The sequence below is a fragment of the Streptomyces sp. NPDC003284 genome (genome assembly GCF_053589675.1).
On record NZ_JBSFSI010000032.1, the window covers coordinates 16,672 to 42,757 of the forward strand.

25 protein-coding genes and 1 pseudogene are annotated in these 26,086 nt (G+C 74.5%); 8 read left to right on the forward strand and 18 right to left on the reverse strand.

The annotated features are described in order from the left end of the window. The first annotated feature begins 4 nt into the window (after positions 1-4). Positions 5-1,138 (forward strand): Mrp/NBP35 family ATP-binding protein, encoded by a 1,134-nt coding sequence (locus ACWDYF_RS35895; RefSeq protein ID WP_381742412.1) that lies wholly within the window; start codon positions 5-7, stop codon positions 1,136-1,138. 164 nt (positions 1,139-1,302) lie between these two features. Here ACWDYF_RS35895 and ACWDYF_RS35900 read toward each other — a convergent pair whose 3' ends face one another. The 5 genes from ACWDYF_RS35900 to sigE form a co-directional block, all read right to left on the reverse strand. Beyond that, positions 1,303-1,974 carry a hypothetical protein gene (locus tag ACWDYF_RS35900; RefSeq protein WP_234020705.1) on the reverse strand — a complete coding sequence of 224 codons (672 nt, stop codon included), beginning with the start codon at positions 1,972-1,974 and terminating at the stop codon, positions 1,303-1,305. A gap of 231 nt (positions 1,975-2,205) precedes the next feature. Continuing rightward, positions 2,206-2,676, reverse strand: a complete 471-nt coding sequence (locus ACWDYF_RS35905; RefSeq protein WP_018571256.1) for a sec-independent translocase — start codon at positions 2,674-2,676, stop codon at positions 2,206-2,208. 256 nt (positions 2,677-2,932) lie between these two features. Beyond that, a complete protein-coding gene (locus ACWDYF_RS35910) occupies positions 2,933-4,621 on the reverse strand; it encodes a S1C family serine protease (RefSeq protein ID WP_451584329.1) in 1,689 nt (562 codons plus the stop codon). 752 nt (positions 4,622-5,373) lie between these two features. Further along, entirely contained in the window at positions 5,374-6,393 is a 1,020-nt protein-coding gene (locus tag ACWDYF_RS35915; RefSeq protein ID WP_389470173.1) for an anti-sigma factor family protein, read from the reverse strand. Then, complete coding sequence (sigE, locus tag ACWDYF_RS35920; RefSeq protein ID WP_078509683.1) at positions 6,390-7,100, reverse strand: RNA polymerase sigma factor SigE; 711 nt, start codon at positions 7,098-7,100, stop codon at positions 6,390-6,392. The genes ACWDYF_RS35915 and sigE overlap by 4 nt, the downstream gene beginning before the upstream one ends. 248 nt (positions 7,101-7,348) lie before the next feature. On the opposite strand from sigE, the gene ACWDYF_RS35925 reads away from it, so the two are divergent. Further along, complete coding sequence (locus ACWDYF_RS35925; RefSeq protein ID WP_381742812.1) at positions 7,349-8,044, forward strand: O-methyltransferase; 696 nt, start codon at positions 7,349-7,351, stop codon at positions 8,042-8,044. Positions 8,045-8,158: 114 nt separating this feature from the next. Here the strand turns inward: ACWDYF_RS35925 and ACWDYF_RS35930 are convergent, their stop codons facing one another. After that, on the reverse strand, positions 8,159-8,326 hold the full coding sequence (locus ACWDYF_RS35930) for a DUF3117 domain-containing protein (RefSeq protein WP_003966491.1): 168 nt from the start codon (positions 8,324-8,326) through the stop codon (positions 8,159-8,161). A 390-nt stretch (positions 8,327-8,716) separates the two neighbouring features. Between ACWDYF_RS35930 and chcB the strand changes: the two genes are divergently transcribed. After that, positions 8,717-9,520 (forward strand): 2-cyclohexenylcarbonyl CoA isomerase, encoded by an 804-nt coding sequence (gene chcB / locus ACWDYF_RS35935; RefSeq protein WP_381742406.1) that lies wholly within the window; start codon positions 8,717-8,719, stop codon positions 9,518-9,520. Positions 9,521-9,597: 77 nt separating this feature from the next. Here the strand turns inward: chcB and ACWDYF_RS35940 are convergent, their stop codons facing one another. Together ACWDYF_RS35940 and ACWDYF_RS35945 are read right to left on the reverse strand one after the other, a co-directional pair. Further along, entirely contained in the window at positions 9,598-10,221 is a 624-nt protein-coding gene (locus ACWDYF_RS35940; RefSeq protein WP_389470169.1) for a DNA-3-methyladenine glycosylase I, read from the reverse strand. Beyond that, a complete protein-coding gene (locus ACWDYF_RS35945; protein ID WP_389470167.1) occupies positions 10,218-10,598 on the reverse strand; it encodes a DivIVA domain-containing protein in 381 nt (126 codons plus the stop codon). The genes ACWDYF_RS35940 and ACWDYF_RS35945 overlap by 4 nt, the downstream gene beginning before the upstream one ends. 195 nt (positions 10,599-10,793) lie before the next feature. Between ACWDYF_RS35945 and folP the strand changes: the two genes are divergently transcribed. Continuing rightward, positions 10,794-11,654 carry a dihydropteroate synthase gene (gene folP / locus ACWDYF_RS35950; protein ID WP_381742402.1) on the forward strand — a complete coding sequence of 287 codons (861 nt, stop codon included), beginning with the start codon at positions 10,794-10,796 and terminating at the stop codon, positions 11,652-11,654. A 78-nt stretch (positions 11,655-11,732) separates the two neighbouring features. Here folP and ACWDYF_RS35955 read toward each other — a convergent pair whose 3' ends face one another. Together ACWDYF_RS35955 and dapE are read right to left on the reverse strand one after the other, a co-directional pair. Beyond that, a complete protein-coding gene (locus tag ACWDYF_RS35955) occupies positions 11,733-12,491 on the reverse strand; it encodes an LOG family protein (RefSeq protein ID WP_018571247.1) in 759 nt (252 codons plus the stop codon). A gap of 111 nt (positions 12,492-12,602) precedes the next feature. After that, positions 12,603-13,682, reverse strand: a complete 1,080-nt coding sequence (dapE, locus tag ACWDYF_RS35960; protein WP_018571246.1) for a succinyl-diaminopimelate desuccinylase — start codon at positions 13,680-13,682, stop codon at positions 12,603-12,605. A 93-nt stretch (positions 13,683-13,775) separates the two neighbouring features. Here dapE and ACWDYF_RS35965 point away from each other — a divergent pair, with 93 nt between their 5' ends. Together ACWDYF_RS35965 and ACWDYF_RS35970 are read left to right on the forward strand one after the other, a co-directional pair. Continuing rightward, entirely contained in the window at positions 13,776-14,771 is a 996-nt protein-coding gene (locus ACWDYF_RS35965) for a heavy metal transporter (protein ID WP_389470162.1), read from the forward strand. A 379-nt stretch (positions 14,772-15,150) separates the two neighbouring features. Next, positions 15,151-15,570, forward strand: a complete 420-nt coding sequence (locus tag ACWDYF_RS35970) for a hypothetical protein (RefSeq protein ID WP_018571244.1) — start codon at positions 15,151-15,153, stop codon at positions 15,568-15,570. 151 nt (positions 15,571-15,721) lie between these two features. Here the strand turns inward: ACWDYF_RS35970 and ACWDYF_RS35975 are convergent, their stop codons facing one another. Continuing rightward, positions 15,722-16,813: a bifunctional succinyldiaminopimelate transaminase/glutamate-prephenate aminotransferase gene (locus ACWDYF_RS35975; protein ID WP_381742396.1), complete on the reverse strand. Its 1,092-nt coding sequence runs from the start codon at positions 16,811-16,813 to the stop codon at positions 15,722-15,724. Between the two features lie 109 nt (positions 16,814-16,922). Continuing rightward, positions 16,923-17,243 (reverse strand): ferredoxin, encoded by a 321-nt coding sequence (gene fdxA / locus ACWDYF_RS35980; protein ID WP_018571242.1) that lies wholly within the window; start codon positions 17,241-17,243, stop codon positions 16,923-16,925. Between the two features lie 140 nt (positions 17,244-17,383). Here fdxA and ACWDYF_RS35985 point away from each other — a divergent pair, with 140 nt between their 5' ends. Both ACWDYF_RS35985 and ACWDYF_RS35990 read left to right on the forward strand, forming a co-directional pair. Next, positions 17,384-18,454 carry a GNAT family N-acetyltransferase gene (locus tag ACWDYF_RS35985; RefSeq protein ID WP_389470158.1) on the forward strand — a complete coding sequence of 357 codons (1,071 nt, stop codon included), beginning with the start codon at positions 17,384-17,386 and terminating at the stop codon, positions 18,452-18,454. 17 nt (positions 18,455-18,471) lie between these two features. Then, the gene (locus tag ACWDYF_RS35990) at positions 18,472-19,323 is read left to right on the forward strand and encodes a transglutaminase-like domain-containing protein (RefSeq protein ID WP_389470156.1); all 852 of its coding nucleotides are present in this window, start codon (positions 18,472-18,474) and stop codon (positions 19,321-19,323) included. 31 nt (positions 19,324-19,354) lie between these two features. Here ACWDYF_RS35990 and ACWDYF_RS35995 read toward each other — a convergent pair whose 3' ends face one another. From ACWDYF_RS35995 to ACWDYF_RS36020, 6 genes and pseudogenes are all read right to left on the reverse strand, one after another. Then, complete coding sequence (locus ACWDYF_RS35995) at positions 19,355-19,969, reverse strand: response regulator transcription factor (RefSeq protein WP_355482917.1); 615 nt, start codon at positions 19,967-19,969, stop codon at positions 19,355-19,357. Then, positions 19,966-21,156 (reverse strand): sensor histidine kinase, encoded by a 1,191-nt coding sequence (locus ACWDYF_RS36000; protein ID WP_389470245.1) that lies wholly within the window; start codon positions 21,154-21,156, stop codon positions 19,966-19,968. The genes ACWDYF_RS35995 and ACWDYF_RS36000 overlap by 4 nt, the downstream gene beginning before the upstream one ends. A gap of 5 nt (positions 21,157-21,161) precedes the next feature. Next, positions 21,162-21,920 carry an ABC transporter permease gene (locus ACWDYF_RS36005; protein WP_018571237.1) on the reverse strand — a complete coding sequence of 253 codons (759 nt, stop codon included), beginning with the start codon at positions 21,918-21,920 and terminating at the stop codon, positions 21,162-21,164. After that, positions 21,914-22,852 (reverse strand): ABC transporter ATP-binding protein, encoded by a 939-nt coding sequence (locus ACWDYF_RS36010; RefSeq protein WP_018571236.1) that lies wholly within the window; start codon positions 22,850-22,852, stop codon positions 21,914-21,916. Before ACWDYF_RS36010 ends, ACWDYF_RS36005 begins: the two co-directional genes overlap by 7 nt. A gap of 146 nt (positions 22,853-22,998) precedes the next feature. Continuing rightward, positions 22,999-25,470, reverse strand: a complete 2,472-nt coding sequence (locus ACWDYF_RS36015) for a hypothetical protein (protein ID WP_389470152.1) — start codon at positions 25,468-25,470, stop codon at positions 22,999-23,001. 198 nt (positions 25,471-25,668) lie between these two features. Then, positions 25,669-26,062, reverse strand: a pseudogene (locus ACWDYF_RS36020) (DUF6113 family protein). Positions 26,063-26,086: the final 24 nt, after the last annotated feature.

The following is a 26,086-nucleotide window of genomic DNA, read 5'->3' on the forward strand; positions in this document are numbered from 1 at the left end:
CCTTATGGCTACGGAAGACGCGGTGCGCGCAGCGCTGGCGACGGTTGACGACCCCGAGATCCACCGACCCATCACCGAACTGGGCATGGTCAAATCGGTGGAGATCGGCGCGGACGGCGTGGTCGCGGTCACCGTGTACCTGACGGTCTCCGGCTGCCCGATGCGCGAGACGATCACCCAGCGCGTGACCGACGCGGTCGCGCGGGTCGAGGGGGTCACCCGGGTCGACGTGTCGCTGGACGTGATGAGCGACGAGCAGCGCAAGGAGCTGGCGAGCGCCCTGCGCGGCGGCCAGACCGAGCGCGAGGTCCCCTTCGCCAGGCCCGGCAATCTGACCCGGGTCTACGCGGTCGCCTCCGGCAAGGGCGGCGTCGGCAAGTCCTCGGTGACGGTGAACCTGGCGGCGGCGATGGCCGCCGACGGCCTGAAGGTGGGCGTGGTCGACGCCGACATCTACGGCCACAGCGTGCCGCGCATGCTGGGTGCGGACGGCCGTCCCACCCAGGTCGAGAACATGATCATGCCGCCGTCGGCGAACGGCGTGAAGGTCATCTCCATCGGCATGTTCACCCCGGGCAACGCGCCGGTCGTCTGGCGCGGCCCGATGCTGCACCGCGCGCTCCAGCAGTTCCTGGCGGACGTGTACTGGGGCGATCTGGACGTGCTGCTGCTCGACCTGCCGCCCGGCACCGGCGACATCGCGATCTCCGTCGCCCAGCTCGTGCCGAACGCCGAGATCCTGGTGGTGACGACGCCTCAGCAGGCCGCCGCCGAGGTGGCCGAGCGGGCGGGCTCGATCGCCGTGCAGACCCACCAGAAGATCGTCGGTGTCGTCGAGAACATGTCGGGGCTGCCCTGCCCGCACTGCGGCGAGATGGTCGACGTGTTCGGCACCGGCGGCGGCCAGCTCGTCGCCGACGGCCTGACCCGCACCACCGGCGCCACGGTGCCGGTGCTCGGCTCCATCCCGATCGACGTCCGGCTGCGCGAGGGCGGCGACGAGGGCAAGCCGGTCGTCCTGACCGACCCGGACTCCCCGGCGGGCTCGGCCCTGCGTGCCATCGCGGGCAAGCTCGGCGGCCGCCAGCGGGGCCTGTCGGGGCTCTCCCTGGGCATCACGCCGAAGAACAAGTTCTGAGGCACCGCCGCACTCCTGTGCGGCGATCTCGTACGACGATCTCGTACGACGATCTCGTACGACGATCTCGTACGACGACGAGGGGCGCCGTCCGCGCGGACGGCGCCCCTCGTCGTCGTACCCGGCGCACCCGGCCCGGCACGGATGCCCGGCGGGCGGGCGGGTCAGGCGTACGCGGTGATGTCCTGGACCACAGAGAAGCCCAGCCCGTAGGCGCTCATCCCCCGGCCGTACGCCCCCACGTGCACGCCCTGCGGGGCCGATCCGGCGAGCACCCAGCCGAACTCGGACTCGCGGTAGTGGAACGAGGTCGGCACGCCGTCCACGGGCAGCGACAGCGTCGACCAGTCCGGCCCGGACAGGTCGTCGGCGAGCTCCCACGCCGTCTCGGTCTGCTGGTCCAGCCAGTCGTCGCGCAGCGCGTGGTCCATCTGCATGGGCCAGGTGACCGACAGCAGACCGACCCCGGCGAGCCAGGCCGCCGAGGAGACGGAGGTGGCCTCCAGCTGGCCGGTGCCGTCGGCGAGCCGCCGCTCGGGGCTGGCGGCGACGGTGACGACGACCGCGAACTTCTCCCGGGGGTCGTCCGGGGAGCCGGACACGAACTCGTTGCGCACCGAGGGTTCGTCACCGTGCCCGATGGAACCGTGTTCCACCGAGCCGTCGGCCGAGGTGCCGACCTGAAGCAGCCAGCGCTGTCCCGTGAAGGCCTCGTCGAGGCCGTACCACGGGAAGGGCGCCAGCAGGTAGCCGTCGACCGTGCGCCGGGCGGAGGGCAGTGGTCTTCCGCCCTCCGCGGCCGGTGCCTGCGCGACCGCCCTACTTGTCGTCTCCATGTGCCCGGACGCCTCCTCGCTCTCGTCGGACCGGCGCGGCCCGCCCCCCTTCGGGCGTACTCGTCCGGTCCGCACAACAACTCGGCAGCATATCCACCCCGCACCGGGGCGCCGGGAACGCGCCCGGGGCGTGGCCCGCGCAGGCGGCGGGATCGGGCCGCCTGGCGCAGACGGGATCACTGAGAAGGAGTGACGGACGCGGCGGGACGGTACGCGGCAGGACGGTGGCGCTCAGGTGGCGTCGGCGTCGAAGGGCGGGCGGTCGTCCCGCTCGGCGCTCTCCGGCTTCTTGGTCATGTCGATCCGGCCGCCGGACGCCCCCGCGGAGGAGGGGGCGGACGAGGACGCCGCCGGTACGGAGACCGCCTCGTCGTCGGAGTCGCGGCCGTTCACCGCGTCCGTGACCTCGGCCATCTCCTTCTTCAGGTCGAAGCCGTTGCGGATCTCCTTGAGCCCCAGGTCGTCGTTGTCCAGCTGCTTGCGGATGAACGTCTTGGGGTTGAGGTCCTCGAACTCGAAGTCCTTGAACTCCGGGCCCAGCTCCTTGCGGATGTCCTGCTTGGCGCTCTCCGAGAACTCCCGGATCTTCCGGATCGTGCGCACCACGTCCTGGATCATCTTCGGGAGCTTGTCCGGACCGAACACGAGCATGGCCAGGACGATGAGCGTCGCCAGCTCGGGCAGTCCTATGTCGTTGAACACCTGAAGCTCCTTGCGATGTCCGTGGTCCTCGGCCCTCGGGTGGTCCGGTCTGAGCGGGTCCATCCGGGGTCCGGGCCGGATCCACGGTACCCGGCCGAGGTGTCCGACCGGTACTGCCCCGAGGTGTCGGGGCCCGTGTACACGGCCAGTTTTCCGGCTTGTCCGCCTTCTGGAACGTCCGCGTCGCCTCGGGGCGCGGCGGGCGGCGCGCTCCGGGGGCGCGGCGCGGGCCGTGCGAGCCGCCGGTGAGGGCCCGTCACCCGCTGTCCGAGGAGCCGAGCACCAGGGAGATCTTGCGCTGCCTGCCGTCCCGCTCGACGGTCAGCTCCAGCCGGTCGCCGGGGCGGTGGGCGCGGGTGCGGACGATCAGTTCCTCACCCGAGTGGACGCGCACGCCGTCCACCGCGGTGACGACGTCACCGGCCCGGATGCCCGCCGCGGCGCCGGGGCCGCCCGGGGTGACCGGGGAACCGCCGCCGCTCGCCCGCGCGCCGACCTTGGCGCCGTCGCCCTCGTAGGCCATGTCCAGCGTGACGCCGATCACCGGGTGGCTGGCCCGGCCTGTGTTGATCAGTTCCTCGGCCACCCGCTTGGCCTGGTTGACCGGTATGGCGAAGCCGAGCCCGATGGAGCCGGCCTGGCCCGTCTGCGCATCGGACCCGGAGTCGGCGGAGCGAATGGCCGAATTGATGCCCACCACCCGGCCCCGGGAGTCCAGCAGCGGGCCGCCGGAGTTGCCGGGGTTGATGGGCGCGTCGGTCTGGAGCGCGTCGACGTACGACACGTCGCTCCCGTCGCCCTTCTCGCCACCGGCCGTGATGGGCCGCTCCTTGGCGCTGATGATGCCGGAGGTGACCGTGTTGGCCAGGTCGAACGGGGCGCCGATCGCGACGACCGGGTCGCCCACCCGTACGTTGTCGGAGTTGCCCAGCGGCATCGGGGTCAGCCCGCGCACGCCGCGCACCCGCACCACGGCGAGATCGTAGCCGGTGTCGCGGCCGACGATCGTGCCGCGCGCGGTCTGGCCGCCGCTGAAGGTCACCGATATCTCACCGCCGGCGGCCGCGGGCCCGACGACGTGGTTGTTGGTGAGGATGTGGCCGCGGCCGTCGAGCACGAAGCCGGTGCCGGTGCCCTGCTCGTCCGAGCCGGACACGTGCAGTGTCACGACGCCGGGCAGGGCGCGGGCGGCGATCCCGGCGACGCTGTCCGGGGCGCGGTCGGCGGGCTCCTTCCCGGCCTGCGGCAGCGTCACGGTCCCGATGCCGCCGTTGCGTTCCAGGTACGCCCCCACGGCGCCGCCGATCCCGCCGGCCACGAGCGCCAGCGCCACGGCCCCGCCGACCAGCGCCCGCCGGACCCGCCTGCGCCGCTGCTCGGCGCCGACGACCCCGGCCCCGCTCTCCTGGAGCGGCCCGGCGAGGGGCCGCGCGGCCCAAGGGTCGTAACGCTGCCAGGGGTCCGGGGGAACGACCGGAGCAGCGGGGGCAGGGAGGTGCGCGGGGGCGTGCGGGGGCGGGAGCGGGGGCGGGGCTGCGTGCGGGAGCGGGGACGGCGGAGGGTCCCCGGCGCCGGGCGTGAGGGCGCCGCCGTGGGCTGCCAGGGGTGCCGAGGCGGGGGCGGGGACGGCCGGTGCGGCGCCGGGCTCGACGGGGTGCTCGCCGGACGCCATGGGCGCGGGCGGTGCGGGTGCCGCTGCCGGGGGGCCGAGCGGATCGGCGGGCGCGGGCGCCGCACCCGAGGCGGCCGGTGCCACGGCGGGGTGCTGGAACGGGGGCGCGGGCGCCCAGGGTCCGGGCTGGCCGTAGGGCGGGGTGCCGTAGGGGTCGGGGGCGTGCAGCGGCCTGCGCCGCTCGGCGTCGAGCGCCGCCGCCACGGGCCCGGCGGAGGCGGAGGCGGAGGCGGCCGCGGAACCGTCGACGGAGCCGGAGCCCGGAGCGGGCAGGGAGCCGTACTCGGGACCGGGACCGGGAGTAGGGGCGGGAGCGGCTTCCGGGGCAGGCCCAGGAACGGGCGCGGAGGCGCGCTCGGGACCACCGGCGGGGGCGTCCCGGGGAGCGGGCACCGGGGCGTACCCAGCAGCGGCTGCGGGCGCAGCCGCGTCCGTGTGGTCCCCGGGCCGGTCCTCATCGGCCCGGTCCGGGCCGGGGACGGCAGCGGGCACGGCTCCCGGGGCAGACCCGAGGCCGGGCACGGAGGCACCCCCAGCGCCGGACTCAGGTGCGGGTGCGGTGCCACCGGCGAGGGCGTCCCGGGGAACGGGCACCGGGGCGTACCCAGCAGCGGCTGCGGGCGCAGCCGCGTCCGTGTGGTCCCCGGGCTGGTCTTCGGGCTGGCCCCCAGGCTGGTCCTCGGGCCGGTCCCCCGGCTGCGGTGTGCTCCGGTTCTGCGGCTCCGGGGACCGGGCGGGGCGGGCGAGGTGGAAGTCGCCCTCGTCGTCCGTGGTGGTGTCCGGGACGGGCGCGGTGCCGACCGTGTCGTCCGTGGGCGCGGGCGGCCGGGGGCGGCTCCACCATCTCGGGCGGGTGGGTCTGGTGGGCTTGCCCTCGTTCATGTGCTCCCCGGCAGGTGCCCGCGGCCCGGCTCGTCGGCGGTGGCCGCGCTTCGTCGACTGCGCGCCCCGACGGATGTCAGGGGCGCGCCCTCCTGGATTCAACCAGGTTCACGGGCCACCGCGCAGTGCCCGGCCGACGCCGGTCAGGGCGCCAGATGGGAGGTGGCGGCCGACGGTGGTTCGGGCGTCGGGCCGGGGGAGGGCGCGGTGAGGAGACCGGCCGTCGTGAGCTGCGGGTCCGCCGACCATGTCAGGGAGATCAGCGGCCGGGTGCCGAGCGGGCGTATCAGCGGGGACATCAGCGCGGCCCCGGCGGCGACCACCGGTGTCGGCGGCAGCGGGCGCGCCGCCGCGTCCGCCGCCGGTGCGGCGGCCGGGGTGGGCACGCCGGGCAGCAGCGGCGCGGACAGCGAGGTCGGCACCGGCGGTGCCGTGCCGGTCGAGCGCTGCACGGGCAGGCCCCCGGCCGTGTTCCGGCGCCGGGACGCCTCGGACGCCGTGGCGATGCCCGTGCCCGCCGAGCGCGCGGGGGTGACATTGCTGCCCGCTCCCGCGCCGCCGCGGGTCTCCGCCGCCGTGTCGCCCGCCGCGCCGGTGGTGACACCGCCGAGGGCGACCGCGGCCAGCGACACCGCCCCGGCGGCGACGAACGCGAACCGGCGTCCGCGCGAGGCCGACCGCTCGTTGTCGGGGCGGTTGACGTGATGGATCCGGAAGCCTTCCGACCGCTCCGGCACGGGCTCGACCGGGTACGGTCCGGCCGGGCCGTACCCGAACGGGAACTGCTCGCCGCGCCGGGCGCCGAACATGCCGGAGTCCCCGGTGCCGCCGGTGCCCCCGGTGTCCGCGGGGAACGCCGGGAAACCGCCCGGGAACCCCGCACCGCCCAGCGGTGAGCCGGAGCCGGGGTCGCCGCCGGGCAGCCCCTGGAGGCGGGCCAGGAAGCTCTCGGAGGGCGGCGGCGGGGCCGACTCCGCGAAGACGTTCTTCAGACGGCGCTGTGCGTCGACCTCCGCCTTGCACTTCGGGCAGGTGGCCACGTGCGCCAGGACGCGCTCACGCGTCTCATGACCGAGCTCTCCGTCCACCAGGGCGGAGAGTCGGTCTCCCAGATGCTGTTCCGCGAGCCCCCTCGCGGCGGGGTTGGATCGGGAACCACTCACGCGGTCGCGCCCCCTCCTCCCAGCGCGGCGACGCGGGGCACGAAGCGGCGCCGCTCGGCCTGCCGGGCCTCGGGCGAACGGTGCGCCAGGGCCTTGCGGAGCTGTGAACGGCCGCGGTGGATACGGGAGCGCACCGTGCCGAGCTTGACGCCGAGGGTCGCGGCGATCTCCTCGTAGGACAGCCCCTCGATGTCGCACAGGACGACCGCGGCGCGGAACTCGGGCGCCAGCGTGTCCAGGGCCTGCTGGACGTCGGCGTCGAAGTGCGCGTCGTTGAAGAGCTGCTGCGGGGTGGGCTCCTTGCTGGCCAGGCGCTCGGCCGCGTCGTCGCCGAGCGCGTCGAAGCGGATGCGCTGCTTGCGGCGGACCATGTCCAGGAAGAGGTTGGTCGTGATGCGGTGCAGCCAGCCCTCGAAGGTGCCCGGCGTGTAGGTCGACAGGGAGCGGAAGACACGGACGAAGACCTCCTGGGTGAGGTCCTCGGCGTCGTGCTGGTTGCCGGTGAGGCGGTAGGCCAGGCGGTAGACACGACCGCTGTGGGTGCTGACGATCTCCTCCCAGGTGGGCGGAGTCCACGCCTGCCCGTCCGCGTCGCTGGAGAAGGTCGCGGTCGCGGCCGGGGCGGTGCCCTCGGCGTGGGTACGGTCAGCTGCGGTGTCGTTCACGGATTTCGGCCTGCCCGCCGATCCGAGAAAGCGCCGGAGCACTCCTCCCCGATCCACAGGCGAAGCCGCACCTCCCCTGTCGGCTCTGGTGGTGTCCAGTGGAGCCCCTACCATAACCACCTCGCCCGTTAGCTCCGGATAAGCGGTTTTACTTGAATTTGACACGCACTGCCACGGCTGATGCGGCTGCGTCAGCACTTGCTCGCCGTCCCGTTCCATCCCATACCCCCCGTCCGGACTCCGGTCACGTCCCCCGGTGCTTCCCCACCCCTTCAAACGACCGGTCCCATCTGCGGGTTCCCGGCCCCAACGGATACAGTCACGCCCAGGCATCCAGGGGACAGGAGAGGGTCATTACCGGCAACCGGCAGACGAGCTGGGCGTTCGCCGACGCCTATGTCGCCGAGGACGACGCTCTGCGCTGGGCCCGGGAGCGGGCAGGCGAGGCAGGAGTGCGCTCGGTGACCCCCGCCGCGGGCGCGGCGCTGCGGTTGCTCGCCGCCACCGTGGACGCGAAGGCGGTCGCGGAGATCGGGACCGGCACCGGCGTCTCCGGCATCCACCTCCTGCACGGCATGCGCCCGGACGGGGTGCTGACCACGGTCGACCCCGAGCCGGAGCTCCAGCAGTTCGCCCGGCAGGCGTTCCGCGCCGCCGGCTTCGCCAGCAACCGCGCCCGCTTCATCCCGGGCCGCGCCCTGGAGGTCCTGCCGCGGCTCGCGGACGCCGGGTACGACCTGGTCTTCTGCGACGGCGACCGGCAGGAGTTCCCCGACTATCTCGCCGAATCGTTGCGGCTGCTGCGGCCGGGCGGACTGGTCGTCTTCGAAGGCGTGTTCGCACACGGCCGGACGGTGGACTCGGGGCCGCAGCCCGCCGAGGTCGTACGGCTGCGCGAACTGCTGCGCACCGTGCGCGAGAGCGCCGACCTGGTGCCGTCACTGCTGCCGGTGGGCGACGGCCTGCTGTGCGCGGTCAAACGCTGAGGCGTCCGCCGGGCCACTGCGCCGGACGGGAGCACCGGGAGAACCGGGAGAACAGCGACCCCGGTACCGCGTGCGGTACCGGGGTCACCGAAAAGGCTGTGATCCGCTCGCGCGTCAGCCGACGACCTTCTTGAGGGCGTCGCCGAGCGCGTCGGCCTCGTCAGGGGTCAGCTCGACGACGAGCCGACCGCCGCCTTCGAGCGGAACTCGCATGACGATGCCCCGCCCCTCCTTGGTCACCTCGAGCGGGCCATCACCCGTCCGCGGCTTCATGGCCGCCATGCTCGTTCCCCTTCCTGAAACCCAGCTCATCGTCAAAGCCGACGGCGCACCGAAGGGCACGCGCGCGGTCCACTCCCGGAACGGTGCAGCACACACGGCACCGGCATCGAACACATTGCTTCCCAGCCATTATCCCGCATCTCAGGACCCGATGACCAACATCAGTCGGCATCGCTTGGGCAACGCGCGCGAGCAAAACCACTCAATTCGGGGATGTGGCTGCGATACTGCGCTCCCTCTCCCGGGTCTCCCGGCGGCCCGGCCGCCGGATTTCTTTGACGCAGGTCACACGTCCACCGCCCGCTCCGGCCGGTGATCTCCGTCATGCTGTCCCTCGGACACAGGACGTACCGAACGGTACGTCGGAGCCGACACCGGAGGGGAAGTCCCATGGCCGACACCGTGCTCTACACAGTGAGCGACGGACTCGCGACGATCACCCTGAACCGCCCCGAGGCGATGAACGCGCTCGACATCGCCACCAAGGTCGCCCTCCGGGAGGCCGCCGAGTCCGCCGCGGCCGACGACGCCGTACGGGCGGTGCTGCTGACCGCGGCCGGGGACCGGGCGTTCTGCGTGGGCCAGGACCTCAAGGAGCACGTCGGGCTGCTGAACGCCGACCGGGAGAGCGGGTCGGGGCAGACGATGAGCACCGTGGGGGAGCACTACAACCCGATCGTGCGGGCGCTGGCCGGTGCCGCCAAGCCCGTCGTCGCCGCGGTGAACGGCGTCGCCGCCGGGGCGGGCTTCGGCTTCGCGCTCGCCGCCGACCACCGGATCGTGGCCGACACGGCGTCCTTCAACACGTCCTTCGCGGGCGTCGCGCTCAGCGCGGACTCCGGCCTCTCCTGGACGCTGCCGCGCGCGGTGGGCGCGAGCCGCGCCACCGACCTGCTGCTCTTCCCGCGCACGCTCACCGCCCAGGAGGCCGCCGAGCTGGGCATCGCCCACCGGGTCGTCCCGGCGGCCGAGCTGCGCGCCGAAGCCGAGAAGACCGCGCGGAAGCTGGCCGCCGGGCCGACGCTGGCGTACGCGGCGATCAAGGAGTCGGTGGCCTTCGGCCTGACGCACTCCCTGGCGCAGACCCTGGAGAAGGAGGACGAGCTCCAGACGCGCGCGGGACAGTCCGAGGACCACGCCATCGCCGTACGGGCGTTCGTCGCCAAGGAGAAGCCGGTGTACCTGGGCCGCTGACCGGGCACGGCACGCCGCCGCCCCGCCGCCTCTCCCCCGGCCGACGGCCGACGGCCGCGAGCCGGGGGCGGCAGGGGTCAGGGGCGGCGGGCCACGCAGTCCGCGAGGTGGTCGTCGACCAGTCCGCAGGCCTGCATCAGGGCGTACGCCGTCGTCGGGCCCACGAAGCGCAGGCCGCGCTTCTTCAGCGCCTTGGACAGGGCCGTGGACTCGGGAGTGACGGCCGGGACGTCGGCGAGGGTCCCCGGGGCCGTACGGGCGGCCTGGGCGGGGGCGTGGGACCAGATGAGGGCGTCCAGCTCGCCCGGGGACCACGCGGCCAGCTCGCGCGCATTGGCGAGGGTCGCGTCGATCTTGGCGCGGTTGCGGATGATCCCGGCGTCGGCGAGCAGGCGCTCGCGGTCGGCGTCGGTGAACTCCGCCACCGCGGAGATCCTGAAGCCGGCGAAGGCCGCGCGGAAGCCGGGACGGCGGCGCAGAATGGTGATCCACGACAGGCCGGACTGGAAGGCCTCCAGGCTGAGGCGTTCGAAGAGGGCGTCGTCGCCGTGGACGGGCCGGCCCCACTCCTCGTCGTGGTACGCCACGTACTCGGGCGCCGACAGCGCCCACGGGCAGCGCCGGGCGCCGTCCGGACCCGCGACGGCGGCACCGGCCGTCGCCGCCTCGGCCACCGGGCTCTCCACCGCTTCCTCGGTCACTGCTCGTCCTCCGGTCGGGGCTTGGTCAGGTGCACCCGCGCCCCGGTGTCGCGGACCCCGGTGTCGCGGGCCCCGGCCAGCGCGGTCTCCAGGGCCGACTCCAGGTCGGCGATCCGGGCGTCGCGCTCGGCGATCTCGGCGCCGAGCCGGTCGAGCGCGTCGTCCACGTCGGCCATCCGGTAGCCGCGCACGGCGAGCGGCAGGCGCAGCTGCTCCACATCGGCCGGGCCCACCGGGCGGTCCTCCGGCAGCGGGTCGCGCAGCCGGTCGGGGACGGCCTCGGGCAGCGGGCCGGTGCCCCCGCCGCCCACCACCGCGAGGGTCACCGCGGCGACCACGACCGCCAGCGCGACGACGAGGAACAAGAACATAACCATCGCTGAGGTCCCCACGGAGTCCGGAGTCTGGGTCTGGGTCTGGAGCTGGATCTGGATCTGGATCTGGATGTGGATGTGGATCTGGTGCCATCTGGAGTCTGGCGTTCGTGCCAGGGTCCGATCGTGCCATGCGACGCCGACAGTTAGGGTCGCAGGCGGCCGAAGACCGCGACGTGGGAGAAGAGGTCACAGGGGATGCTCAGGCTGGGCAGGCGTGAATTCGACACGCACGAGCCGGTGATCATGGCGATCGTCAACCGTACCCCGGACTCCTTCTACGACCAGGGGGCGACGTTCCGCGACGAGCCCGCCCTCGCGCGCGTGGAGCAGGCCGTGGCCGAGGGCGCCGCGATCGTCGACATCGGCGGGGTGAAGGCGGGACCCGGCGAGGAGGTGACGGCCGAGGAGGAGGCGCGGCGCACCGTCGGCTTCGTCGCCGAGGTGCGGCGGCGCTTCCCGGACGTGGTCATCAGCGTGGACACCTGGCGGGCCGAGGTCGGCGAGGCGGTGTGCGAGGCGGGCGCGGACCTGCTGAACGACGCCTGGGGCGGGGCGGACCCGCGGCTCGCGGAGGTCGCCGCGCGCCACCGGGTGGGCCTGGTGTGCACGCACGCGGGCGGCGCCCGGCCGCGGACCCGGCCGCACCGGGTGGAGTACGACGACGTGATGGCCGACATCCTGGAGGTGACCGTGGGGCTGGCCGAGCGCGCGGTGGCGCTCGGGGTGCCGCGGGAGTCGGTGCTGATCGATCCCGGGCACGACTTCGGGAAGAACACGCGGCACAGCCTGGAGGCGACGCGTCGGCTGGGCGAGATGGTCGCCACCGGGTGGCCGGTGCTGGTGTCGCTGTCCAACAAGGACTTCGTCGGGGAGACGCTGGACCGGCCGGTCAAGGAGCGGGTGGTGGGCACGCTGGCCACCACGGCGGTCTCGGCGTGGCTCGGGGCGCAGGTCTACCGGGTGCACGAGGTCGCCGAGACGCGGCAGGTGGTGGACATGGTGGCGGCCGTCGCGGGGCACCGGGAGCCCGCCGTGGCCCGGCGGGGACTGGCGTAGGGCCGGTCCTGCCCGCGCCCGCGCCGCCCCGCCCGCCGCACGGGCCGCCGCCCGCCGCCCGGCCGCTTCGCCGCCTCGCTACTTGCCCGCTTCCTTCGACATCAGGGCCACGGCCTCCTCCACGTCGTCCGTGACGTGGAAGAGGGTCAGGTCCGCCTCGGCGGCCTTGCCCTCGGCGATGAGGGTGTGGGTCAGCCAGTCGACCAGGCCGCCCCAGTAGGCGGTGCCGAACAGGACGATGGGGAAGCGGGTGACCTTCTGGGTCTGGACGAGGGTGAGCGCCTCGAAGAGCTCGTCCAGGGTGCCGAGGCCGCCGGGCAGGACCACGAAGCCCTGCGCGTACTTCACGAACATCATCTTGCGGACGAAGAAGTAGCGGAAGTTGAGGCCGATGTCGACGTAGGGGTTGAGCCCCTGCTCGAAGGGCAGCTCGATGCCCAGGCCGACCGAGGTGCCCCCGGCCTCGCAGGCGCCCTTGTTCGCCGCCTCCATCGCGCCGGGACCGCCGCCGGTGATCACCGCGAAGCCCGCCTCGACCAGACCGCGCCCCAGCCGCACCCCGGCCTCGTACTCCGGCGAGTCCACCCGGGTGCGGGCCGAGCCGAAGACGCTGATCGCGGGCGGGAGTTCGGCCAGGGTGCCGAAGCCCTCGATGAACTCCGACTGGATGCGCAGCACCCGCCACGGGTCGGTGTGCACCCAGTCGGTGGGGGCGCGCTCGTCCAGCAGCCGCTGGTCCGTGGTGCCGGCCTGGACCTGCCCCCGGCGCCGGAGCACCGGTCCCAGGCGCTGCTCCTCCGGTGGCACCTTCTTGCCCTCGGGGTTGCCTGTAGGCATATGCGCTCCCTCCGCGTGCGGTCGTTCCACCCCAGCCTAGATCTCGCCCACCCTAGATCTCGGCGGGTTACGGGCGGGGGACCTCGGCGGGTCCGGACCGTGGCCGCGAGGTCAGCTCGTCAGCCAGGCGCGCAGCCGCTCCTCGCCGGTGAGGATCTTCGCGGTCTCCACCCGCTCGTCCCGCTTGTGCGCCAGGTGCGGGTTGCCGGGGCCGTAGTTGACGGCGGGGACGCCGAGCGCGGAGAAGCGGGAGACGTCCGTCCAGCCGTACTTGGGCAGCGGGATGCCGCCGACCGCTTCGATGAAGGCGGCGGCGGCCGGGTGGTCGAGACCGGGCAGCGCGCCGCCGCTGTGGTCGTCGATCACGAACTCCTCGACGCCGCAGTCCGCGAAGACCTCGCGGACATGGGCGACGGCCTCCTCCTCGCTGCGGTCGGGCGCGTAGCGGAAGTTGACGGTGACGACGCACTCGTCGGGGATCACGTTGCCCGCGACTCCGCCCGAGATGCCGACCGCGTTGAGGCCCTCGCGGTACTCCAGGCCGTCGATGACCGGGTAGCGGGGCCGGTACTCGGCGAGCTTGCGCAGGATGGGCGCGGCGGCGTGGACGGCGTTGGCGCCCATCCAGCCGCGCGCGGAGTGCGCCCGCTCGCCCTTGGTCTTCAGCAGGACGCGCAGGGTGCCCTGGCAGCCGCCCTCGACCTGGCCGTCGGACGGCTCCAGGAGGATCGCGAAGTCGCCCGCCAGCCAGTCCGGATGGGCCTCGGCGACGTGCTTGAGGCCGTTCAGGTCGGCGGCGACCTCCTCGTTGTCGTAGAAGACGAAGGTGAGGTCGCGGTTGGGGGCCGGGACGGTGGCGGCGATGCGCAGTTGCACGGCCACGCCCGCCTTCATGTCGCAGGTGCCGCAGCCCCAGAGCACGCCGTCCTCGTCCAGCCGGGACGGCACGTTGTCCGCGATCGGGACGGTGTCGATGTGTCCGGCCAGGATCACCCGCTGGTCGTGCCCGAGGTGCGTGCGGGCGACGACGTTGTTGCCCATGCGGTCCACCGTCAGGTGCGGCAGGGCGCGCAGCGCGGCCTCGATCGCGTCGGCGAGCGGCTTCTCGGTGCCGCTCTCCGAGGGGAAGTCGACGAGCTGCGCGGTGAGTCGCGCGGCGTCCAGCGTGAGGTCAAGCGGGGTATCGGCCATGCCTGCGACCTTAGCGCCCGGCTCCGGCCACGCGCCGTCGTGTCCGCCGTCACCGGCTGCTGCGGCGGTGTCCGTCTCCAGTACCTTGTACGCGTGCCAGAGCCGTCCCCCACTCCGAAGCGTCGTGGCCGCCTCCTCAGGTCGGGGGCGGCCCTCTGCGTCCTGCTCGCGGTCGCGGGCTATCTCACGGTGCAGTACCTGACCGGCGGTACGGGCCCCGGCTGCGAGGTCGTGGCGGCCGGGCGGGACGGCGGGTCCTACGAGTTCACCCCGGAGCAGGCGGTGAACGCGGCGACCATCGCGGCCGTCGGCACCGGGCGCGGCATGCCCGAGCGGGCCGTGACGATCGCGCTGGCGACCGCCCTCCAGGAGTCGGACCTGCGCAACCTGGACCACGGTGACCGGGATTCGCTCGGCCTGTTCCAGCAACGGCCCTCGCAGGGCTGGGGGACGGCGAAGGAGATCATGGACCCGGCCTACTCGGCGGGGGTGTTCTACCGGCACCTGGACAAGGTGGACGGCTATCAGCGGCTGCCGGTGACCGTGGCGGCGCAGCGCGTGCAGCGCAGCGGCTTCCCGGAGGCGTACGCCCGGCACGAGCCGGACGCGGCGCTGCTCTCGGCCGCCCTGACCGGGCGGGCCGCGGCCACGCTGACCTGCCAGGGCAGGCCGGGCATCAGCCCGACGACGGGTCCGGACGCGGTACGGGCGGCGCTGGTACGGGACTTCGGCCGCGAGGTGGTGCAGGTGGCCGGGGCCGAGGCGGGCGGCGGGCGCGGCGCGTCGCCCGCGCCCACGGCACCGGCCGCCGGGGCGGCCACGGACGGGCGCACGGTGACGCTGCCGGTGCGGACCGGCTCCGGCGACGGGCGCAGCACCGCCGAGCGCGGCTGGCAACTGGCGCACTGGGCGGTGGCCAACGCCTCCGCGCTGCACATCGAGCGGGTGGCGTACGCCGGGCGGGAGTGGACCGCCGGGGTGACCGAGGGCGAGTGGCGCGCGGTGGACGGGAAGAACGGCGACCGGTCCGCGGGCTCGGCGGACTCGGCGGGCTCGGCGCCCACGGTCCGCATCACGACGGGCCGTTAGCGGCTCCCGTCCGGCGCGCCGGGCCGTGCGCGGTGGCGGGGAGCCGCGTGGATCTTCACTCTCCCGGGTGGTGGGCGAGGCGCCGGGGCGACGGTCGGGGCGGGTTTTCGCGGGGTCGGCGGGCGGATCGCCACAGCCCTTGGAGAGACGGTGCCGGAAGGATTCAGCAGCCGTTCCGGGCAGTCGGCCTTTGCCCGTTTTTATCCACACCTGATAATGCGACGCATTACCAACTCTTTGCGTTGTTCCGCCGCAACCTTCGCGCGCTTCGAGCGGTAGTCACTGCGTCCGAGCCCGGCCCGCCGGGGGCCGCACGGCCTCCGGGAACCGCCCGGCCCGGTCCGACACCTCAAGGTTCCCCTCCCGTCGAAGGAGCAACATGTCCCTCCCCCTGACCCGCCGTATCGCCCGCGCCGCGCTGCTCGTCGCCGCCGGGGCGGCTGCCGGGGTCGGTGCGGCCGGCTCCGCCGGTGCCGCGCCCCAGCTGCCGGCCACCCCGAACCTGGGCGGCCTCACCGCCCTGGACGCGGCGAGCGTCGGCAACACCGTGGACGGCGCGGCGCAGCACGTCACCGGGGTCGCGGGCGACACCGGCGGCAAGGTGGTCAAGCAGGCGGTGCCCGCCGCGGGCAGGACCGGCGGCGGCCTGGTGAAGAAGACGACGCCGGTGGCGCAGAAGGCGGCGGGCGACGCGGCCGGGACCACGGGCGGTCTCCTCGGCGACACCGCGAAGACCGCGACCCAGGGCGGGCTGCCCACCCAGGGCCTGCCGGTGCAGGGCCTGCCGCTGGGCGGCTGAGCACCGGCCGCAGCGCCCGCTCCCACGTCATGCACCAGCCGTGCGTGCACACGGCGACGGCGAAGGGGCCCGGGAATCCTCCCGGGCCCCTTCGCCGTCGTACGCCGCCGTACGCCGCCGTCCCTGGCCTTCGTACGCGCCTGCGGGCGGGTCAGAGGCGGGCGACCGCCGCCGCCACCCGCTCGTCGGTCGCCGTGAAGGCCACCCGGACGAAGCGGTCGCCGGCCGGGCCGTAGAAGTCCCCGGGGGCGACCAGGATGCCGAGACCGGCCAGGTGCGCCACCGTGTCCCAGCAGGACTCGTCGCGGGTCGCCCACAGGTACAGGCTGGCCTCGCTGTGCTCGATGCGGAAGCCGTGGCCGAGCAGGGCCGTGCGCAGGGCGGCGCGGCGGGCGGCGTAGCGCTCGCGCTGCCGGTGGACGTGGACGTCGTCGCCCAGCGCCGCCACGACCGCCGCCTGGGTCGGCGCCGAGGTCATCATGCCGCCGTGCTTGCGGATCTCCAGCAGCGGGCCGAGGACCGCCGGGTCGCCCGCGAGGAACGCGGCGCGGTAGCCCGCCAGGTTGGAGCGCTTGGAGAGGGAGTGGACGGCGACGATGCCGTCGTGGGAGCCGCCGTTCACCTCGGGGTGCAGCACCGAGACCGGCTCGGCCTCCCAGCCCAGCTCCAGGTAGCACTCGTCGGAGACGACCAGGATGCCGTGCTCGCGGGCCCAGGCGAGGGTCCGGGTCAGCTCCTCCTTGCCCAGCACCTTGCCGGTGGGGTTGGAGGGCGAGTTCAGCCACAGCAGCTTCAGGCCCGCCGGGTCCAGCTCGGTCGGCTCGTCGTAGGCCACGTACTCGGCGCGGGCCAGCCGGGCGCCGACCTCGTACGTCGGGTAGGCCAGGCGCGGGAAGGCGACCTTGTCGCCGGGGCCGAGGCCCAGCTGGGTGGGGAGCCAGGCGACCAGTTCCTTGGAGCCGACGATCGGCAGCACGTGCCGGTGGGTGATCCCGCGCGCGCCGAGGCGGCGCTCGGTCCAGCCGGTGATCGCGTCGCGCAGCTCGGGCGTGCCCCAGACCGTCGGATAGCCCGGCGAGTCGGCCGCGGCGACCAGCGCCTTCTGGATCAGCTCGGGGACCGGGTCGACCGGGGTGCCGACCGACAGGTCGACGATGCCGTCCGGGTGGGCGGCGGCCGTCTTCTTGTACGGCTCCAGCTTGTCCCAGGGGAAGGCCGGAAGGCGGTCGGAGACTGCGGACACGGGATCAGGCTCACTTTCTGGTGCGGGAAACGCCGCGGTCCCGCACGGCCGCCGACACGCTCGGGGCGGTCAGGCCGTACGGGACCGGGGCGGCAGGGCCACCGGACGGTTACTCGGCCTGCGGCGGCAGCGCGGCGACGAACGGGTGGTCACGCTCGATCAGGCCCAGCTTGCTGGCGCCGCCGGGGGAGCCCAGCTCGTCGAAGAACTCGACGTTGGCCTTGTAGTAGTCCTTCCACTCCTCCGGAACGTCGTCCTCGTAGAAGATCGCCTCGACCGGGCAGACCGGCTCACAGGCACCACAGTCGACGCATTCGTCCGGGTGGATGTACAAGGACCGCTGGCCCTCGTAGATGCAGTCGACCGGGCACTCCTCGATGCACGCCTTGTCCTTCACGTCGACACAAGGCTGCGCGATGACGTAGGTCACGCTGTCGTTCCTCCTCGATAGGGCGCTGGCGGGCCTCCACAGGCTCCGCCGCCTGGCGCGCGGGAGCGCGGCGTCGTCGATGCCCGCCCCTAGTATCTCCGTTCCGGGGCATGATCCATACAGGAGGGGTGAACTGACCTGTGGAAATCTGGGCGACAGGGCCGCCGGTGGTCCGTATCACCGCTGCTGACGTGGGCAAACGGGTCTCCGTGCGGCGCTTGAGCGAACCTCGGGGAACGGGTGAGAAGTTCACCGACACGGTCGGAGTTCTCACATCATGGGACAATGGTGTGCTGCTGATCACACGCAAGAGCGGTGAAACCGTGCGTGTCGCGGAGTCCTCCATGGTGGCCGGGAAGGTGGTTCCCCCGGCCCCGGCCCGCCGCCGGGGACCCGCCGCCTCCTACCCCGAGCTGGCGCGCGCCGCGGCCCGCGCCTGGCAGCCGGTGGAGAGCGAGCCGCTCGGCGACTGGGAGCTGCGGGCGGCCTCCGGCTTCACCCGCCGCGCCAATTCGGTGCTGCCGCTGGGCGATCCCGGCCTTCCGCTCGACGCGGCCCTGGCCGCCGTACGACGCTGGTACCGGGAGCGCGGCCTGCCCGCGTACGTGCAGACCGCCACCGGCGCCGAGGGCACGCAGGAACTGCTGGGCGCGGAGCTGGAGCGGCGCGGCTGGACGCGCGAGGTGAGCGCCGAGCTGTGGACCGGGGCGCTCGCGCCGGTCGCCGACCGGGCGGACCCGGCCGCGGCCGCGGCGGTACGGCTGTCGCGCACGGCCGACGAGGCGTGGCTCGCGCGCTACCAGCGCAAGGGGGTGAGCGAGGTGGCCCTGAAGGTCCTGGGCGGCGGGCCCTCGGTGTGGTTCGCGACGGTCCCGGGCACGCACGCCGGGGACGCGCCCGCCGCGATCGGGCGGTGCGTCGTGGACGGCCGGTGGGCCTCCTTCGCCGCCGTCGAGGTGGATCCGGCGCTGCGCCGCCGGGGCCTGGCCGGTGCCGTCCTGGCCGCACTCGCCCGGCGCGCCCTCGACGAGGGCGCCTCGGCCGCCTGGCTCCAGGTGGAGACCGACAACACGGCCGCGCGGGCGCTGTACGCCGGACTCGGCTTCACCGCCCACCACGCCTACCACCACTACCGCGAGCCGGAACCGGGGACGGACGGGGGCGCCGCCGGGCCGCCGTCCTCGCCGCCGTCCTCGCCGCCGTCGCCGTGAGGGAGCACTGGCCCGCCATGCGCCATCCCGCTCCCCCGCCGCCCGGCCGGTCCGCCGAACTGCGCCGGCGCTTCGCCGAGGAGGCGCGCGCCGAGCGGCCCGACCTGGCGGCACTGTGCCTGCTGACCGGCGCGGTGGGCGACGGCACGCTGGACGAGGACGGCCTGGACGCGGCCCAGCTCGAACTGGACCGGCTGGCCGGACAGCTGCCCTACCGGCCCGGCACCCCGCTCGCCTGGGCGCGGGCCGTGGGCGCCCTGCTGGGCGAGCGGTACGGGTTTTGCGGCACGGCCGCGGACTACCAGCGGCTGGACTCCTCGCTGCTGCACGCGGTGCTGCGGCGGCGGCGCGGGCTGCCCATCCTGCTGTCCGTGGTGTGGCTGGAGGTGGCGCGCCGGGCCGGGGCGCCGGTGTACGGGGTGGCGCTGCCGGGGCACTTCGTGGTCGGTTTCGGCGAGGCGGCCGAACAGGTGCTCGCCGATCCGTTCGACGGGGGCCGGGTGCTCACCGGGGCGGACGCGGAGCTGCTGGTGACCGGGGCGACGGGCGCCCGGCTGGACCCGTCGATGACAGCACCGGCCGAGCCGCTGGACGTCGTGCTGCGGATCCTGAACAACATCCGCGCCTGGGCGGCCCTGCGGCCCGAGCGCTCCGACGTGGCGCTGTGGGCCCTCGACCTGTCGCTGCTGCTGCCCGCGCACCCGGCGCGGCTGCGCCACGAGCGGGCCCGGCTGCTGGTGGAGCGGGGCGAGTTCACCGAGGGCGCGCGGGCGCTGGAGGAGTACGCGGACCTGGTGGCCGCCGTGGACGAGGACGCCGCCGGGCAGGTGCGCGCCCAGGCGCGGGCGGCACGGGCCCGGCTGAACTGAGCCCGCGGCGCTCCCCGCGCGCCCTGTGGCGCTACAGCCAGCCCTTCTCCCGGGCGATGCGGACCGCTTCCGTCCTGTTGCGGACGGCGAGCTTCTGGATGGCTGTGGAGAGGTAGTTGCGGACGGTGCCCTGGGACAGGTGCAGGGCGGCGGCCAGCTCGGCGTTGGTGGAGCCGTCGGCGGCGGCGCGCAGCACCTCGCGCTCGCGGTCGGTGAGCGGGTTGGCGCCCTCGGCGAGGGCGGCGGCGGCCAGCGTGGGGTCGATGACCCGCTCCCCGGCCAGCACCTTGCGCACGGCCGCGGCGAGCTGGGCGGCCGGGGCGTCCTTGACGAGGAAGGCGTCGGCGCCCGCCTCCATGGCGCTGCGCAGATAGCCGGGGCGGCCGAAGGTGGTGAGCACCACCAGCCGGACGTCCGGCAGCTCCCGGTGGAGCCGGGCGGCGGCCTCGATGCCGGTGCAGCCGGGCATCTCGATGTCGAGCAGGGCCACGTCGATCCCGTTCGCGTGCGCGGCGGCCACGACCTCGTCGCCGCGGGCCACCTGCGCGACGACCTCGATGTCGTCCTCCAGGCCGAGCAGGGCGGCCAGCGCCTCGCGGACCATCGACTGGTCCTCGGCGAGGAGGACCTTGATCGTGCGGCTCATGCCCGGGATCCTACGTTCCCCCCGGCGGCGGCCGGCACCCGGGCGACCAGCCGGAATCCACGCTTGAGACGGCCCGCCTCCAGCATGCCGCCCGCCTTCTCCAGCCGTTCGGCAAGGCCGGTCAGGCCGTTCCCGGGACCACCGCCGGAGCCGCCCGTGCCGTCGTCCTCCACGCACAGTTCGAGCAGCGGCCCGTCCAGGGTCTGGCGGCGCACCACCTCGACCGCGCAGCGCCGGGCACCGCTGTGCCGTACGACGTTGGTGACGGCCTCGCGCAGCGCCCAGGCGAGCGCGGACTCGCTCTCCTCGGGGACGCCGTCGAGGGCGGGCTCGGCGGGCAGATCGCAGCTCACCCCGGCCGCGGTCAGGGCGACCCGGGCACCGGCCAGCTCGGCGGCCAGGCGCGGGCGCCGGTAGCCGGTGACGGCCTCGCGCACGTCGACCAGGGCCTGTCGGCTGACCTGCTCGATGTCGGCGACCTGCTGGGCCGCCTTGTCCGGCTGGCCGGGCAGCATCCGCCCGGCCAGCTCGCTCTTCAGCGTGATCAGGGAGAGCGAGTGGCCGAGCAGGTCGTGCAGGTCGCGGGCGAGGCGCAGCCGCTCCTCGTTGGCGGCGAGCTGGGCGACGGTGGCGCGGGCCTGGCGCAGCTCCACCGTGGTGCGCACCAACTGCCGTACGCCCGTCATGGCGAACCCGACGAGCAGCACCAGCAGGACCAGCGTCCACATCGCCCCCGCGCCGACGACCTGGCCGACGAGCACCATCGCCACGGTGGTCGCCGGGATGGCCGCGTAGGCCACACGCAGCGGGAACGTCGTGCCGCAGACCACCGAGACGTACACGAACAGGCCGATCCAGGCCCCGCCGAGGGTCAGCGTCAGGACGACGGCGAGGACCCCGAGGACGGCCACCATGCAGGCGACGACGGGCTCGGAGAAGGGGCGGCCCATGTTCCGGAAGACCAGCGCCAGATAGGTCCCGGTGAAGGCGGCGAGCCCGGCCCAGCCGGCCGCGGTGGCCGCCGGCTGGTGGGCACCGGCGGCCAGGTCGTGCACCGGCGAGCTGAGGAAGACCAGCCAGGGCAGGATCCACACCAGCTTGCGCCAGGCCTCCCCCAGGGTGCGCGGCGGCTCGCCCATGCGCAGCAGCCGGTCCTCGCGGGCCCCCTGGGTGCGGTCGTCCGTCATGGTGCTCACGCCTTCAGCGTGTCCTTCCGGTACAGCCAGGCCGCGCCGCCCGCGAACAGGGCGAAGAAGACGACCAGGACGGCGATGTCCTTGGCGTGCGGGGCCTGGCTCTGTTCGATGGCCTGTCCCAGGGCAGCGTACGCGTGCGTGGGCAGCCACCTGGCGATGTCCTGGAGCCACTGCGGGAAGGTGGTCGCGGGCATCCACAGGCCGCCCAGCAGGGAGAGGCCGAAGTAGACGATCATGGTGATGGGGCGGACCGCGTCGCCGGTGGCGAGGTAGCCGAGGGCGACGCCGAGCGCCGCGAAGACCAGGCTGCCGGCCCAGATCGCGCCGGTCAGGGCGAGCCACTGCCAGGCGTCCAGGCGGACCTGCTTGACGACGGCGGCGACCACGAAGACGACCACGATGGACGGCAGGCTGACCACGGCCGCGCTGGCGGTCTTCGCGAAGACGTAGCCGCGCCCCGGCAGGGTGGTCAGCCGCAGCTGCCGCACCCAGCCGCTCTCGCGCTCCTTGGCGATCCGCTCGCTGTTGCCCATGAGCACGGCGGTCAGCGCGCCGAAGGAGGCCATGGAGACCATCATGTACGTCGGCAGGGTCAGCCCGGTGCCGTCGACCTTCGTCGTGCCGTCGGCCTGGCCCGCGATGATCAGGAACAGGATCGAGGGGTAGAGCACGGAGAAGAAGAGGAACTTGCGGTTGCGCAGGGCGCGGGCGAGCTCCAGCTTGATCAGGCCCCGCGAAGCAAAGGTGTTCAGCACGACTGCTTGGCCTCCTCGGCCTCGGTGATGGCGACGAACGCCTGCTCGAGACCGAGCCCGGCGACTTCGAGATTGCGGGGGTAGACACCGAGCCCGTACAGGGCGTGGACGGTCGCGTCGGCGTCGGTGGACTGGGCGCGCACGGTCTGCCCCGACACGGTCAGCGAGGTGAGGAAGGGCAGGCCGTGCAGCGCCGCCTCGTCGATCACGCCCTCCAGGTCGAAGGCGATCCGGCGGGCACCCGCCTTGGCCTTGATCTCGGCGGCGGTGCCGTCGGCCAGCAGCCGGCCCCGGTGCAGCACGAGCACCCGGTCGGCGATGGCGTCGGCCTCCTCCAGGTAGTGCGTCGCGAACAGGACCGTGCGGCCCTGGTCGGCCTGCTCGCGCATGGTGGCCCAGAACGCCTGCCGGGCGGAGACGTCCATGCCGGTCGTCGGCTCGTCCAGGACGATCAGGTCGCTGTCACCGGCCGTGGCGAGGGCGAAGCGCACCCGCTGCTCCTGGCCGCCGGAGAGCTTGTTGACCTTGCGGTCGGCGATCTGCGTGACCCCGGCGCGGGCCAGCACGTCGGCCGGCCTGTACGGCCGGGGGTGCAGGCCGCAGGCGAGCTTGACCAGCTCGGCGACGGTGACCTCGTCCATCAGCCCGCCGCTCTGGAGCATGGCGCCGACGCGCCCGGCGACGATCGCCTCGCGCGGGCCGGTCCCGAAGACGGACAGGGAGCCGCTGTCGGGCTGCTTGAGCCCGAGCAGCAGATCGAGGGTGGTCGACTTGCCCGCCCCGTTCGGGCCGAGCAGGGCCACGGTCTCCCCCGGGTACAGGGCGAGGCTCAGCCCGTCCACGGCCCGTACGGTCCCGTAGCTCTTGGTCACCTGGTCGAACGCCACCACCGCGGTCGCGTGCGCGGTGGTGGTCTCCGCTGTCGTCGTCATGCCTCCATGGTGGCCGGAGGCGGGGGCCGCGCGGCAGTGTCGGCGGTCCTGGGCGCGGGATGACAGATGTCATGTGCCGGGGGTGACATGGCGAGGGCCCCCGGAGCGCGCGCGGGCGGCGCGGTCCGGGGGCCCCTGCCGTACGGCTAGTTCGGGTTGGTGTCGATGACCCCGACCCGGTCCGTCCTGCTCACCAGCGCCGGACGCAGCGCGGAGATCACGTCCGTGACGGTGACGGGGGTCTTCTGCCCGTTGCCGCGGGTGATCAGCACTCCGTCGAAGATGCCGCCGTAGAGGTCCTTCAGCTTCGCCTGGTCGTAGTACTCGACCAGCTTGCCGTCGACCGCCTTGACCCCGAGGAACTTCCAGAGGGACTTCTCCGGGCTCATCAGGAGCGCGTGTCCCGGCCCCGCGCTCACGGTCACCTTGGCCGACATCGCCGGCTCGGCGAACGCCTTCATCATCCGGTCGACCTCGGCGTTGGAGACGGTCGGCTGCCGGACGGTGGTCGGGACCTGGACGGGCGCGGTGCTGCCCGTCTCCACCTGGGCGCGGTACGCCTGCGCGACCGCCTGCACGGAGCGGGCCGCGTCGATGCCCTTGCCCGCCTTGCCGTACACGGCGACGGCCTTGCCCGATTCGAAGCGGATGGAGCCGTCGGTGGCGGAGCCCGCGCCGCCCGCCGCGTTCTGCAGGGCGGCCTGGAGCTTCTCCTCGTCGACGGGCATCTGCGGCTCGACCACCCGGTGGTTGCCGAACAGGGAGCCGATCACGGAGACCGGGTTGTAGTCGCTCTGCGCCGCGGCGCTCGCCGTCGCCTGGGTGTCGAGCTGGAGACCGGCCTGGTCGGGCCGGAGACTGACCGTCCTGCCGTCGACGCTCAGCTTCAGCGGCTGCTTCTCCCGCTTGCCGAAGGCGTCGTCGAGCTTCTTGACGGCGTCGTCGCGGCTGCCGCCGCCGACGTCGACGCCGAGCACGGTGGTGCCCTTGGGCACCTCGGAGTGGTTCATCAGCAGCCCGGCGCCGTAGGCGACACCGGCGGCCACGACCACCAGACCGCCGAGCAGCGTGATCTTGCTGCGGCCCTTCTTCTTGGGCTTGGCGGCCTTGGCGGACTTCCCGGCGGGCGGGGCGCTCGGCCGGTCCGGCTCGGGCGCCGGGGCGGCCGGGTCCGTACGGGGGCCGCCCGTGCCGTCGGGGGAGATCACGGGCATACCGCTGGTGACGGTGTGTCCGGAGACGTTGTCCGGCCGCGGGCCGTGGCCCGGGGCGCCCGGCTCGGGGGTGAAGTTCTGCGGGGTGAGGATCGCGGTGTCGTCGCTCAGCCCGCCGCCGGGGCCGCCGGGGAGGGAGGTGCCCGCGCCCGGGTGCGCGGAGAGCGCGCCGGGAGCACCGGGCATGCCGGGAGCGCCGGGTACGCCGGGAGCACCGGACGTACCGGGTGCGCCGCCGGTGCCCGCGCGGGGCGCGCCCGGTACGCCGCCGTGCGGCAGCAGGGACGCGTCGCCGGTCATCGGGCCGCTGGTCGGTCCGGCGGGACCCGGCGAGCCACCCGGGCCGCCGAGGCCGCCGGGGACACCCGCGCCGTCGAAGCCGCCGGGGCCGCCGGGACCACTGGGACCGCCGGGTGCGCCCTGGCCGCCCTGGACGCCGTGGCCGCCCTGGGCCGGGTGGTCGGCGGGTGCGCCCTGGCCGTTGCCGGTGAAGTAGGGCAGGTCGTCCCGGCGCGGCTCGCCGCCGCCGGAACCGGAACCCGAGCCGGGGCCGCCGGGCCGCGAACCGCCGGACAGCGGTCCCGCGGCCAGCGCCTCGGTGACGTCGAAGGACCCCGTGCCGCCGCCGTGGCCCGGGGCGACCGGGCCGCCGGTGGCACCGGGCAGCCCGGAGCCGCCAGCGGAACGGGAGGAGCCGGTGGGGGCCCGCATGGAGCCGACCACACCGCCGGGGCGTCCGCCGCCGCCCGAGGACGTGCCGCCGGGGACGTCCGAGACGGGCGCGGCGCCACCGGGTCCGCCCGGGGCCGTACCGCTCGCGGAGCCGCCGCCCGCGTCCGAACCGCCCGGCAGGCCCGCGCCGTTGGTACCGCCGCCGCCCTGACCGCCCTTGGCCGCAGAGGACTTGCGGGGCGCGAACCAGTCGCTGGTCGGCTTGTCCTCGCCGGACGCGGCGGACGCGCCGGACGCGGCGTTCTCGGCACCGGAGTTCGCGGCGCCGCCGCCCCGGGGCTGCAGGTCGCCGGTGTCTCCGGAGGGACCGGCGGAACCGGCAGGACCGGCGGGACCGGCCGCCGGGCCGCTGCCGCCGCCCGGCCGGGACCCTTCGGCGGCCGCCCGGCCGTCCGCGCCCTCGGTCCGTGTCCCGGCCGTGTCGGCTTCGCCGTCGGCGACGGGCTTGCGCACGACCACCGGCGGAATCGGCCGGGACCCGGGGATGTTGATCCGGATCCGGGTCGTCAGCGTGGTCTCGGTCTTGCGTTCCTCCGGCTGCGCGGCCGAACGGCCCGCGTCCGCACCGTCGTCGGAGACCGCCGGCACACCGTACGGCGGGGTCCCCGAGGGGTAGGCGGTGCCCCCGCGCCCGTTGGGCCCGGAGGACGGAGTGTCAGTTTCACGACTCAAGGCAGGTTCTCCCGGTTGGCTCCGCCGCCCGACACGACCTCACTTCGCGTGGGGGTCCCCCCTGCGCGAGCGGAGTCGAGCGTTTGGGGGAGGCTCGGCGGCGCGCACCACCATACTGGCCACGTCCGCCCCTCATCCCGGGACCGCTGGGGAAACCCCCACCGGACCCACACCGGGACGTCGGGAAGAAGTGGTACGTCACTCGCCAAGTCGGACGTCACGGCCGTCCGGTTGCCCGACCGGCGCCCCAGGTGGCACAGATCACAGCCACGGCCATGCCGCCGAGCAGGAAGAGATAGGAGCCGCCGCCCGCCGCGAAGAAGAAGTCGCCCTCCGGGCGGCTGGTGGTGAGCAGCACGACGGCGACCAGCCAGCCGACCACGCCCGCGACGGCACCGCCCCGGCCGCGCAGCGCCCGCGCCCCGCCCAGGAAGAGCCCGGCCGCACCGGCGAGGGCGAGCAGCAGCCCGCCCGGGAACCAGGCCGACTGCACCAGCGACCCGGCGATGCCGACCACCGCACCGAGCACGAACAGCACGAGGTAGGCGGCGGCCCGCCCGGCGGACGGCGGCCGGAGGGGCTGCGCCAGCATCGACCCGCCGCCGGCGCCGCTCCC